Below are 12,966 nucleotides of genomic sequence, written 5' to 3' on the forward strand. Positions count from 1 at the left end.
TTAATTAACTCCTTTTACAAGTTCTATGATTGCTTGCATTTTTTCGCTATCTTTTACACCATTTGTTTCGATACCACTTGCAATATCATAACCATTGTGATTTAAATTAAGTTTACTTACACTTTGAATATTTTTATAATTCATACCGCCAGCTATTAAAAAATCCACATCTTTTATATATTTTAAGATTTCCCAATCATAGGATTGGCCAGTACCACCGTAAGAGATTGATGGTGTATCAATAATAAATTGATCTACAAAACCTTTATAATATTGAATATGCTTCGCTAATGTATTTGTGTTTTTTGCAGGCAATGCTTTAATAATTTTTATGGTGTCTTTTTTTTGACGTATAAAATGAATGGTTTCTAAATTTTCCAACCCGTGTAATTGGATGGTAGTTATATTTGTATTATCTATGAGGTTACTGATCGTTTGATAATCTGGATTTACTACAATTACTACTTTGTCTATATCTTCTGGTATTATGTTAGCAAATGTTTCTATCTTATCGATATCCACATAGCGTTTACTTTTGGGGTAATGAATAAAACCAATTGCATCAATATCTAAATCTTTTGCTTTATATACATCTTCAATTGTTTTAAAACCACAAAATTTCAATTTCATACCTTCACCTTATCTAACTTTAGACTTGGTAAAAACTGACTTAAATCATCACATTTCATTAATGATTCGCCGATAAGTAAACCATCAATACCTGCGTTTATAATACTTGCAACGTCTTGTTTGTTGCGAATACCACTTTCAGAAATATAATAATAACCTGCTTTTTTATTTTCTAATATTTCATTTGTATGCAAAACATCTGTTACAAATCGTTTTAAATCTCTATTGTTTACACCAATAATTTTGGGATTTAACTTGTAAGCACGTTCCAATTCTTCTTTATCATGAACTTCTACTAATACTTCTAAATTTTTTGATATCGCATAATCATATAAGGCTTTTAACTGTTGATCAGTCAATACATTTACAATAAGTAAAATAATAGATGCACCTGCCTTTTTAGCAACATCAATTTGAATAGGATCAACTACAAAATCTTTACACAATACTGGTAAATCAGTTACTTGTGTCAAAGTTTGTAATCGTTCGTAACTCCCTCCAAAATAATGTTCATCTGTTAAGATTGAAACTGCGTTAGCACCATATGCTTCATACGCCTTAACTTGTTGTTTCAAATCTCTCCCTGGAAGTTCAGATAATGTCGGACTTTTCGATTTAATCTCAGCGATAACTGATAATTGATCAGCTTGTGCTAACTGTGACTCAAACGTTTGTTTATGCGTAATGTCTACCTCATCAAGGTCTGATAATTTTTTTGTATAATAGCCATCCTTCAATAATTCCTTTTTATATGCTACTATTTCATCCAATATAGTCATACGTTTTGCCTCCCATTTTGTTATATTGTTTGAGTGCATCTCCATTTTCAATTAATATTTTTGCTTTATGAACACCTTCTTGAATAGTGGCTGCTTTTTCAGCAACATATAAGGCAATACCTGCATTCAATAACACCACATCTCTTTTAGCACTTTGATCTTTACCATTTAATATTTGTTTTGTAATTTCTAAATTTTCCTGAGGTGTGCCACCTTTTAAATCCGTATTTGGTGCATAATCTAACCCTAAATCTGTTGCATTTATAGAATAAGATTTAATATGTTTGTCTTCCGTCACTTCATATAGTGTGTTATTTCCAGATAATGTAGCTTCGTCCATACCATTTGCACCATGTAAGACGATTGCTCTTTTTCTACCTAAATCTGCTAATGTTTGCGCAATTTTATTTAATTGAGACGGTTCATAGACACCCATAACTTGATAATCTAATTTGAATGGATTAATTAATGGTCCAGTAACATTAAAAATAGTTGGATTACTTATGGCTTTTCTTAACGGTTGAATATGCTTCATAATTGGATACGTTTCAGTCGCATTTAAAAAAACAAGCCCTTGTGTTTTTAAATGTGTTGATGTTTCCTCAACACTTCGTGTCGGAATACACATTGCATTTAATAAATCGGTACTCCCTGATGCTGATGTAACGCTTCTATTACCATGTTTAATAACTGGTACACCTGCACTTGCCAATACAAAAGAAACTGTTGTTGAAATATTAAAACTATTAGATTTATCTCCGCCAGTACCACAAACACACATACTATTAGGAAAAGTTGGTTGTGTAGGGTACATAGACCCTATTAAGCTTTTTGAAATATATGTTAATTCCGCTTGACTAGGTTCTCTTTTCGAAAAGGCTTCTAACAGTTCTCGTTTTATATCATCTTCTAGTTGATCTGTGATTAACAATTCTATAAATTCGTTCATTTGTGTTTGATTAAGTGGCTTATACTGTTTTATATGATTTTGTAGACTCAATATCATTGACCTCCTCTACTATATTTAAAAAGTTACTTATGATTGCTTCACCGTATTCCGTAGCAAAAGATTCGGGGTGATATTGTATGCCAAAATGTAAGTCATTAACATGCTCAAATGATTGAATACTATCTTTTGTTTGAGCAGTTACTTTTAATGTATCGGGTAACGTTTTTGGGTCACTAATTAATGAATGATAGCGCATTATTTCAGAATATTCTGTAATATTTCGGTATAGTTTGGATTCACTTACAATCTGCATCGTATCTTTTTTACCGTGACATATTTTTTCACCTTGGATAACATCACCACCGTGGTAACATGTCAACGCTTGTGAGCCCAGACATACACCTAATATAGGTTTATGTTTATAATGTTCAATAATATTGACTAAATAGCTAGTATCTAATGGATGTCCAGGTCCTGGCGATATAATCAAACCATCTATTTTTAAATCAAATATTTCAGGATCATCTGGATACTTAATAATTACATCAGAAGTCTTTCCTACAATATTGACTAAGTTATACGTAAAAGAATCGTAATTATCCACTACTAAAATCATGGTGATACCTCCAATAAACTTTTGGCTTTTAATTTTGTTTCTTCTAATTCTTTTTCAGGTATTGAATCATAAACGACACCACATCCTGCTTCTACATTGATGTATGTATCATCAATCATCATTGTACGAATCGCTAAAGCAAAATCTAGGTCATGATTACAGTTGATATATCCTATTCCTCCACTGTATACACCTCGTTTTTGAGGTTGGGCTTCATAAATTCTTTGTATTGCTCTTAATTTAGGTGCTCCTGACACGGTACCTGTAGGTAATAAACTTGCAATTACAGTCATTGGCGAATAATTTGATTTCAGTTTTCCTGTTACCTCACTAACGATATGCATAACATGTTCATAGCGTTCAATTGACATTAACTTTTCAATTTTAGAACTAGCAATTTCACTCACTCTATGAATATCATTTCTACCTAAATCAACAAGCATGCTATGTTCGCTTATCTCTTTTTCATCGTTGATTAGTTGTTTTTCATTTTCAAGATCTTCTTTGTCAGTCGTGCCTCGTTTAATTGTTCCAGCTATAGGATTTGTGACTACAGTTTGCCCTTTCACTTTGACAAAACTTTCAGGCGAACTACCTACAATAATCGGTTCATCAAAATTCAAATAATACATGTAAGGACTTGGGTTTTGTCTCTTTAAATTCTGATAAAGCTGATACGATAATTGTTGTAAATTCATTCCAAAATTATGTTTATACTTATATATAATTGAGGGTACAACTTGAAACATATCCCCTTGTTGTATCAATGATTTCATTTTACTAACAGTTTTTTTAAATTGATCTGGTGTAATGTTTGATTCAATTGCTTTGTCTTTTATGTCATTTTTTATAGGCGAAGGATATATATTTATATTTTGCAACTCATCAACATGACGTTTGACACGTAATGCTAATTGTTCTTCATTTTCATTGGAAAACAAGTTTGTGGATATAACGTATAGATGCTCTTTGTAATGGTCAAATACGTATACATCTTCTACCATGTGAAATTTAGCATCGTGTTGTTTGTGGTCAGCTAAACCGATTTGCTTTAATACAGGAAATTCATGTCTTACCAAATCAAAACTGCATGATCCAACAAAGCCTGAGATAAATGGTAATTGTGCTAAATCTTCGTCTTCTATTTCTACTTTATATTGATCTATAAAAGCTTTCAGTTTGTCATATGGTGCTTCGTTTTCTATCTCTGTTTGCTTGTCATTGTATTGAATGGCCATATTTTCATTATCTAAAGTCACTGAGCCATATACATCAAATATTACAATTGAATAACGCCCTTTCACTTTAGATTGTTCTGTACTTTCCAACACTATTTTTTGTTTTTTTAATCTTGCCAATGCTTCTGGTGTTACTTCAGCATTTATCTTTTGATATTGCACCTTCATTTTTACTCCTCCTTATAAAAAAAATCAGCATCCTTAAATATTAATTAAGGACGCTGATGCGCGGTACCACCTAAATTAGTAGATAATATCAATCTCACCTACTCACTCATTTAATTATGCAATTTTAATCCAACAAAACCCAATTTCAGTATGTGTAGGTGTTAGTTTTCATCTACCACTAACTTTCTGCTTGCTACCATTCACAACTTACTACATTTTGTTTTTTTATATAAAAAACACCACACTAACGCATGCTGTAAGGACGCGTTACCGTGGTGCCACCTTAGTTAACAATTTCATTGTTCACTTTAAAAATTATTATATTATGCTTACGTTTAAAAGCCCAATTCACAATATATGTTGTGCTAATTTCCATCTACCATTAGCTTTCTACTTGCTACAAATCACATACGTTACTTTACCTTTCAAACGGCAACTGTCGTTGCAAAATGAATTAACTAGAATAATACAAGCATCATTCATTTTTGTCAACTCTTATTTTTAAATTCTTCTACTTATTTAAAGTAATCTGGTGACTTAGTGTTTTAATTATATTGAAATTGTGTAAGCTAAATTGTTTAGAATCAAAAACTGTTAAACCAGTGGCCTTATAAATGAGTTCTGCTTATGAAATAGAAAATAAAACATGTATTGCGAATTAACTACTCCTACTATACAATGTTACTATTCTGAAAATTTTGATAGAGGTGGTCAGCAAAATGAAACAAATACTTTTCGTAGGTTTAGGCTTAATTGGTGGTAGTCTGGCAAGTAATTTAAGATATTATCATAATGACATTGAAATCACTGCATATGATGCAGATTGCTCCCAATTAGAAAAAGCTTTATCTATTGGAATTATTGATTATCAATCTACTGATTATAAAGCCTGTGTGGAAAATGCAGATATCATTATTTATGCCACACCTGTGCAACAAACAATCAAATACTTACAAGAACTACCAAACTATCAAACAAAGTCTGACGTCATTGTTACCGATACTGGCAGTACTAAATTGACGATTTTGCAATATGAACAATACCTTTTAAATCACAATATTCACCTAATTGGTGGTCATCCGATGGCAGGTAGTCATAAATCTGGCGTACTCAATGCAAAGAAACATTTATTTGAAAATGCTTTTTATGTTTTGGTTCACGACGAACCTGCAAATGATAAAGCTTTTGATGAAATACGTTCATTACTTAGTACAACAAATGCAAAATTTATTGCTACTAATCCAAAAGAACATGATTTTGTGACAGGAATCGTTAGTCATGTCCCTCATATCATTGCGTCGAGTCTCGTTCATTTAAATGCAAACCACGCATCTCACTCTTCATTAGTTAAAACACTTGCTGCTGGAGGTTTTAGAGACATTACAAGAATTGCAAGTGGCAGTCCAATTATGTGGCGTGATATTACTATTGAAAATAAAAATACTATTGTTGATATATTAAAAGAATGGAAATCACAAATGGAAGATGTCATTACGCTCGTTGAAGAAAACAAACCGGACGCGTTATATAATTTTTATAATGATGCAAAAGTATATAGAGATGGACTCCCCCTTAAATCACAAGGTGCACTATCTATAGAGTATGATCTTTATGTAGATATTCCGGATAAACCGGGTATGATTAGCCAAGTAACACATATCCTTAGTTTACATAATATTTCTATAAGCAACTTAAGAATATTAGAAGTCCGTGAAGATATTTATGGTGCGTTACGTATTAGCTTCAAAAATCCAGAAGACCGTAAAAAAGGCGCTGAAGCATTAAGTGATTTTGATACTTATATTGAATAGATTTTATCTTTTTAAAAAGGTTAATTACTTAATTGTTATTGTTTTATTTATTTTTTGTTTGCATAAATCGTAAAGTACATATTTAAGCCAACCACTCATTTCTGTGGTAATGGTTGTTGTTTTTTACAACGCTAAATTTAAAAGCATTTTCAATTTATTATCAAATATAAATATGAGCCTAGCGCAGTTTTCTTTTGTTAGAAAGCTACGTTAGGCTCATATCGTTTCATTCTCGTATCTCGGTATAGTTTGGATGAGACTGTTTATATTTCAAATGTTGTTTTACATAACTAATTTAGCAATTTTCCTTCTTCTTCTTGTATCATCTCTATAATTTCATTTTTTTCATTCATAAGCGCGACTTTTGGATTGTGATTTAATGCTTCTTCTGCAGTAACTTGTACATAAGACATAATAATAATAATATCATTTACTTGAACAAGCCTAGCAGCTGCACCATTCAGGCATATCTTTCCACTATTACGTTCTCCTTCAATCACATAGGTTTCTAATCTTTCTCCATTGTTATTATTAACAATTGCAACTTTCTCATTAGGTAATATATCTACTGCATCTAAAATATTACGATCTATCGTGATACTACCAACATAATTAAGGTTAGCTTCTGTTACACGTGCACGGTGTATTTTTCCATTCATCATAGTTTTTATCATTTGATTTATGCTCCTGTTCAAAAAAATAATTTTACATTTTTAGTTGATTAACACTTCATTATTGATTACTATCATAAACATATCTATTATAATTTTATTTTCTAAATAAACGGAGGTCAACTATAAATGAAAAAGATAGGTGTTATTGGTCCTGGTGCTGTTGGTAGCTGCATCACAGTTCAACTTTTAACAACAGAACATAAAGTCTATTTAATTGGTCAACGTAATGAGCACATTACCTATCAAGATGCTTCGAATAACGTAAATATAGTACTTAATGTTGTTAAAGCATCAGATATGACTGAACCATTAGATATTATATTCATCGCTGTTAAAATTCCACACTTAGAGGGGTTATATGAACAAATCAAGCATTTATCACAAGATACTACTATTGTTATACTAGCTCAAAATGGATATGGACAACACTTAAAACTTCCTTTTCCAAATATATATCAAGCTGTAACTTATATTAGCGGTCAAAAGACCGCTCAACATGTGATTCACTTTAGAGATGAAATACTGCATTTACAACAAGATGACAACACAGTGTCATTGAAAAAAATATTAGCTTCAAGTGGTCTTTCGCTTGTGTTACATAAAAATATTGAAGTGGAAATCTGGTATAAACTATTAGTTAATTTAGCAATCAATACAGTTACAGCGCTTGGAATACAGCCTGCATCTATTCTCAAGCAACCTCATATTAAATCATTATGCATATCGTTATTAAATGAAGGTTATATGATAGCTAAACATTCTGGTATCAATCTTTCTGATAACGTTATTGAAGAAATAATGACAATTTATCAAGGTTATCCAGACGATATGGGAACAAGCATGTATTATGATGTACTTTCAAATACACCATTAGAAATCGATGGCATACAAGGTTTTCTATATCGACAAGCTCGAAAGTACAAATTAACAACACCTCATCTAGATACAATTTATGCTTTATTACTATCTAGACATCATACTTTTTTAAATAACTCATAGTAGTAATGTAAAGTCTATTATACCCTCCTTATCATACTAATATGATATTTATATGTTTAATAGATGTACGTTAGATTTTTTACTTACCTAGCATAGACAAATCATCTATTATGTTATAGATACGTTATTTAAATTGTATTTGTTAAAAAGCTAACTAAGTTTGATTCAACAGCTACTTTAGGGACGGGCTGCACCGTATAAACTTACTTAAAATTATCTCCGTTCCATATATTGCCAATGAAATTGATTTATGACTATATTAAACGTTCAGTTTATCATTTTAATTTTTACATTTTATGCCCTGCCATAAGTCCTAAACGCCCATGTTTTGTGCCTGCATCTGTATAGGAGATTGCTTTAGATACGATACCTTTACCAAATTTTTGATGTAGCGCATCAATCGTTTTGGCCAACTTTTCATTCCTTTTTCTTTCGTATTCATCTATAAATAAATTCAACTGTGTATTTCGCTCATCTATAAACTGCGTGAGTGAAATGCTCACCGTTCTGTACAACATTGTTGGATCACATAATTTATCTGCTAAATATTCAACCACCTTAAAAATAGTACCATCTAAATTTGTTGGATCTTCTAATGTGTATTGTTTCTGCACCCCTCCTTGGTCACTATAACCAAATGAAAAGTGTATTGTCTTAGCTAATTTATTTCTTGCTCTAACACGACTCGCTACGTCCTCAATTAATTCCTGCATCACTATTTTAGCTTCATCATAATGGTAATCACGCATCAATATTTGACTCTTACAAATTGAAGGATTAACTACACTATACTTGTCTCTTATTCTACTTTGATCAATACCATTTGCATGCAAATGTAAATCCACACCTACAGTACCAAAATCCCTTTTTAAATATTGATATGGATAATGAGCTAAATCACCTATAGTAAAAATACCTCTTTTATTCATTTTTGCTTCTGTTTTTCTACTAATCCCCCAAAATTTACTCAATGGTGAAATAGGCCAAAGTTTGTGCGAAACATCTTGATATCTCCATTCAGCAATGAGATCATCAGTATGTTTTGCTTCTACATCCATTGCAACTTTACTCAATAACATATTTGATCCAATCCCTATCGAACAATGTATACCTGTCTCTTCTAGAATTTCATATTGCAATTTTTTACAAAAAGATTGAATTGTACTACTAAATCTGTGATAACTATTTGTTACATCCATAAAAAATTCATCAATACTATATTGGTGTAAATCTTCTGGAGCAACATAGCGTAAAGCGATTTTAGAAATTGCTACTGAAACTTCCAAATATTTTCTCATGCTTGGATTGATAATATATATATCATTTCTATGAGGGATTTCGAATAATCTTGACCCTGTTTTAATACCTATAGCTTTTAGTGGCCCCGTAGCAGCCAATACAACCGATCCCTGTCTCTTAGTATCCGCAACAACTGCTAACTTTTCTTTCATTGGGTCTAATCCTTTTTGTATGCAAGAAACACTTGCAAAAAAACTTTTTTGGTCGATACACAATATATCTCTTTCCTCTAACAGATTGTAATCATAAAATTCATACATATAACATTCCTCCCTTAATCACTTACATTATAAAAGAACATACGTTCTATTTCAATATAAAAGAGAACAAATGTTCTTATTTATATTTTTTATAATTTTGTGAATTTTCATGCTATAATATATAAAAATAGCTTTAGGAGGAATTTAAATGCCAATAGTAAATGTAAAACTATTAGAAGGTCGTTCTGATGAACAACTAAAAAATTTAGTCACAGAAGTTACTAATGCAGTAGAGAAAACAACAGGTGCTAACAAAGACGCTATACAAGTTGTAATAGAAGAAATGAAAGCTTCTCATTATGGTGTTGCTGGAATTAGAAAATCAGATCAACAATAAATTACATATCAAAAAACTAGAACATAATCATCAATTTCTATTCTAAACATATTAGGGATTGATGTTTTTTACTTTTCAAAAGTTTATTCATTTATCAATGATATGACCAAAAAAACGAATGATACGTATAGGTATATAAAATTATTTTCAACAACATCACTTATAGAGATTTTGCATCGTGCGGACGCCCGGGGAAATGATATGAGCGAGAGACTACAGGCTCGAGCCATATCCCCAGGCAAGCATGCACAGTCAAAATCGTAAGATTTTAAATATAAAGAGGACCAATCCATCATGTGTTTTCATATTAAGTTATATCTTTTGGTTAATTAAAAATATGACTTTCTATTAGTTGTATAAGTTAAATAATACGAAACTTTTTTCTATTGTATTAAAACACATCACTTATAGCGATTTTGCATCGTGCGGACGCCCGGGGAAATGATATGAGCGAGAGACTACAGGCTCGAGCCATATCCCCAGGCAAGCATGCACGGTCAAAATCGCAAGTTTTCAAATAAAAAAAGGCTAATCCTTTTGAAAACGGATTAGCCTTTTTAAGTATGAGATTTATATTTCATTCACGTTTAAATGAATGCTTTTAATCATCATTCATTTAAAAATTTCTGTACTTCTTCTTTATTTTTGGCTTTATCGATTTCTAGCGCGCTACCATCCATTGGTGACTGAATATCTTGATAAGTGTTTGATACAGGTAAAGTGATAGACTCTACTTTTTTATCACCACGTATTCCAAAATTCAAACCAGTTTGGATGAGCGCAGAATCTGGCATATTCGTATTTAAATAACCTCTTAAAATACCTGCAACTCTAGGTAATTTAGGTAGCGTGTCTAAACTAGCCAATTCTTGTTTAAGTGATTGCATGACTTGTTGCTGACGTCTTACACGCCCGAAATCGCCTTCTTCATCATGTCTGAATCTAGCATAACCTAATAATTCTTTACCATTTAATCGATGATGACCTTTTTTAAGCGATACACCTATATTTTTAGACATATCTTTTTCAACATCAATCGGTACACCGTTAGGTTCCAATTCATCAATCATTTTTTCAAAACCGGTAAAATCAAGTATTGCATAATACTCAGGGTCTATACCTAAATTTTTCTTTAATGTTTGTCGTAATAATTCAGGTCCACCGATAGAATAAGCTGAATTAATTTTATGTTGCCCATTGCCTGGTATATCTGCATAAATATCTCGCATTACAGACATCATCTTCATCTTTTTATGAATATAATCATATTGTGCAATCATAATTGAGTCGGTTCTAGAAATACCACCTTGCTCTTTATCTGCACCTAAGACCATAATCGTAATTTTTCCATCATTTTTTTTAGCACCATTAAATTTATGTTGCTTGAGCGTTTTGCCATGATCTTTTGCGTATTCAATACCTGATTTATAACCATGAACAGAATAACCAACTATAATGGCTAAAATAATTACAATGATTAAAATTACAATCGGAAATTTTTTTAATTTCTTCTTTTTTGTCCTACGCATCGTCGGTTGTTCTTCTGTGTTTGCACTTTCTTTACTACTGTGTTTGTGTTCATTCATATGTAATCAACCTTATATCTTCAAAATTGCACTGCTATGTACTATAATTAACATATATTAAAGTTATATAAAAACTGAATAAAAATCAAGTGATATCTTAATATATGGTACTAAGGTCTAATATGGAAAGGATGTTAAACATGAATATAAACAAGGCATACTTCGCTGGAGGTTGCTTTTGGTGTATGGTCAAGCCTTTCGACACATTTGAAGGTATTGAGAAAGTGACTTCTGGTTACATGGGAGGTCATACAGATAATCCGTCGTATGAAGAAGTTAAAACGGGTGACACCGGGCATTACGAAACAGTTGAAATAGAGTATGATGTCGCTCTATTTTCCTACAATAAATTATTAGAAATATTCTTTTCTGTAATAGATCCAACTGATGAAGGTGGACAATTCCAAGATAGAGGGTCACAATATAAAACAGCAATTTTTTATACAAATGAAGACCAAAAAGCGGTAGCTGAAGATTATGTAGAACAATTAAAACAAAGTATAGATAAAGAAAAAGCTATTGCTACAAAAATATTACCCGCTTCTACATTTTATGAAGCTGAAGCAGAACATCAAAATTTTTATAAGAAAAACCCTGAACGATATGCTCAAGAACAGCAAGAACGTCAAAAATATAAGTAAGCACATAAAAAAACCGGTGCCTTTTGCATCCGGTTTTTATTTATTACTCAAACTTCAAAATAACTTATTGTCGTTTCATTTCTAAAGGTATTTTATTCTTTTTCTCAACCTTTTTACCATTATATAAATTCATTATTGTTTTAATACTTTCTTCTCCCATCAAATTAGGTTGTTGCGCAACTGTAGCAAATAACTTACCCTTTTCAACAGATTTTATCGCATCTTCATTACCATCAAAACCAACGACTTTAATATCCTTATTTCCTATCGCTTCTACTGCCCCTAAAGCCATTTCATCATTTTGAGCAAAAATAGCTTTGATATCAGGATGAGCTTGAATAATATTTTGTGTTACATTTAAACCTTCTGTTCTATTAAACTTAGCGCTTTGTTTGGAAACTACATCAAGTGATTTATCTGCGACGTTATGGAAACCTTTACCACGTTCACGTGTAGCACTGGCACCAGGAACGCCCTCAAGTTCCGCTACTTTCGCATCTTCACCTAATTCATCGACAATGAGTTCGCCACCCATTTCACCGCCTTTGATATTATCGGAAGCAATAAATGATGCAACATCCCCTTTAGCTACATCTCGGTCTAATGTAATAACTGGTATTGCCTCATCATTCGCGATTTGGATACTACCTGATATCGCATCAGAATCTGTTGGATTTACAATCAGGTAATCCACTTTTTGTTGTATTAAATCATCAATATCATTAGCTTGTTTCGCTGCATCATCTTGGGCATCTGCAAACTTAACTTTGACACCTTGTTTCTTTGCCTCTTTCTCAATGCCATCTTTAATTTTCACAAAGAAAGGGTTATTTAAGGTAGAAATACTCACACCAATAACAACATCAGATTTTTTCTTATCTACTTTACCATTATCATTTTTTTCTATAGGTGATTCTAGAGAACAACCTGTTAAAAATAATAAAATAGCTATTGTAGTTATAAAAAGTTTTTTCAATAT

At 31.7% G+C, this 12,966-nt stretch carries 13 protein-coding genes; 4 read left to right on the plus strand and 9 right to left on the minus strand.

Translation table 11 applies throughout. The annotated features are described in order from the left end of the window. From KA856_RS07470 to KA856_RS07490, 5 genes are read right to left on the minus strand one after another with little or no spacing between them, the layout of a single operon-like run. Window positions 1–630 carry a phosphoribosylanthranilate isomerase gene (locus tag KA856_RS07470; RefSeq protein WP_107523434.1) on the minus strand — a complete coding sequence of 210 codons (630 nt, stop codon included), beginning with the start codon at window positions 628–630 and terminating at the stop codon, window positions 1–3. Beyond that, the gene (gene trpC, locus KA856_RS07475) at window positions 627–1,409 is read right to left on the minus strand and encodes an indole-3-glycerol phosphate synthase TrpC (RefSeq protein ID WP_107523435.1); all 783 of its coding nucleotides are present in this window, start codon (window positions 1,407–1,409) and stop codon (window positions 627–629) included. The genes KA856_RS07470 and trpC overlap by 4 nt, the downstream gene beginning before the upstream one ends. After that, the gene (gene trpD, locus KA856_RS07480; protein WP_107523436.1) at window positions 1,393–2,409 is read right to left on the minus strand and encodes an anthranilate phosphoribosyltransferase; all 1,017 of its coding nucleotides are present in this window, start codon (window positions 2,407–2,409) and stop codon (window positions 1,393–1,395) included. The genes trpC and trpD overlap by 17 nt, the downstream gene beginning before the upstream one ends. Next, a complete protein-coding gene (locus KA856_RS07485; RefSeq protein WP_107523437.1) occupies window positions 2,378–2,974 on the minus strand; it encodes an anthranilate synthase component II in 597 nt (198 codons plus the stop codon). The genes trpD and KA856_RS07485 overlap by 32 nt, the downstream gene beginning before the upstream one ends. Next, complete coding sequence (locus tag KA856_RS07490; RefSeq protein ID WP_107523438.1) at window positions 2,971–4,380, minus strand: anthranilate synthase component I; 1,410 nt, start codon at window positions 4,378–4,380, stop codon at window positions 2,971–2,973. The genes KA856_RS07485 and KA856_RS07490 overlap by 4 nt, the downstream gene beginning before the upstream one ends. A 719-nt stretch (window positions 4,381–5,099) precedes the next feature. On the opposite strand from KA856_RS07490, the gene KA856_RS07495 reads away from it, so the two are divergent. Then, window positions 5,100–6,191: a prephenate dehydrogenase gene (locus KA856_RS07495; RefSeq protein WP_107523439.1), complete on the plus strand. Its 1,092-nt coding sequence runs from the start codon at window positions 5,100–5,102 to the stop codon at window positions 6,189–6,191. Window positions 6,192–6,481: 290 nt separating this feature from the next. Here the strand turns inward: KA856_RS07495 and panD are convergent, their stop codons facing one another. Beyond that, a complete protein-coding gene (gene panD / locus KA856_RS07500; RefSeq protein ID WP_107384584.1) occupies window positions 6,482–6,865 on the minus strand; it encodes an aspartate 1-decarboxylase in 384 nt (127 codons plus the stop codon). Window positions 6,866–6,991: 126 nt separating this feature from the next. Between panD and KA856_RS07505 the strand changes: the two genes are divergently transcribed. After that, the gene (locus KA856_RS07505) at window positions 6,992–7,864 is read left to right on the plus strand and encodes an oxidoreductase (RefSeq protein WP_107523440.1); all 873 of its coding nucleotides are present in this window, start codon (window positions 6,992–6,994) and stop codon (window positions 7,862–7,864) included. A gap of 287 nt (window positions 7,865–8,151) precedes the next feature. Here KA856_RS07505 and KA856_RS07510 read toward each other — a convergent pair whose 3' ends face one another. After that, on the minus strand, window positions 8,152–9,423 hold the full coding sequence (locus KA856_RS07510) for a Y-family DNA polymerase (RefSeq protein WP_107505053.1): 1,272 nt from the start codon (window positions 9,421–9,423) through the stop codon (window positions 8,152–8,154). A gap of 148 nt (window positions 9,424–9,571) precedes the next feature. On the opposite strand from KA856_RS07510, the gene KA856_RS07515 reads away from it, so the two are divergent. Beyond that, window positions 9,572–9,760, plus strand: a complete 189-nt coding sequence (locus KA856_RS07515; RefSeq protein ID WP_107384581.1) for a 2-hydroxymuconate tautomerase — start codon at window positions 9,572–9,574, stop codon at window positions 9,758–9,760. 608 nt (window positions 9,761–10,368) lie between these two features. Here the strand turns inward: KA856_RS07515 and KA856_RS07520 are convergent. Beyond that, window positions 10,369–11,346, minus strand: coding sequence for an LCP family protein (locus tag KA856_RS07520; RefSeq protein ID WP_107384580.1), 978 nt, complete (start codon window positions 11,344–11,346; stop codon window positions 10,369–10,371). Window positions 11,347–11,486: 140 nt separating this feature from the next. On the opposite strand from KA856_RS07520, the gene msrA reads away from it, so the two are divergent. Beyond that, window positions 11,487–11,987 carry a peptide-methionine (S)-S-oxide reductase MsrA gene (gene msrA, locus KA856_RS07525; protein ID WP_107505054.1) on the plus strand — a complete coding sequence of 167 codons (501 nt, stop codon included), beginning with the start codon at window positions 11,487–11,489 and terminating at the stop codon, window positions 11,985–11,987. A 64-nt stretch (window positions 11,988–12,051) separates the two neighbouring features. Here msrA and KA856_RS07530 read toward each other — a convergent pair whose 3' ends face one another. After that, window positions 12,052–12,963 carry a D-ribose ABC transporter substrate-binding protein gene (locus tag KA856_RS07530; RefSeq protein ID WP_107384578.1) on the minus strand — a complete coding sequence of 304 codons (912 nt, stop codon included), beginning with the start codon at window positions 12,961–12,963 and terminating at the stop codon, window positions 12,052–12,054. Window positions 12,964–12,966 lie beyond the last annotated feature (3 nt).

Origin of the sequence: Staphylococcus sp. GDB9P120P (assembly GCF_017893435.1) — a bacterium.
GTDB lineage: Bacteria > Bacillota > Bacilli > Staphylococcales > Staphylococcaceae > Staphylococcus > Staphylococcus cohnii.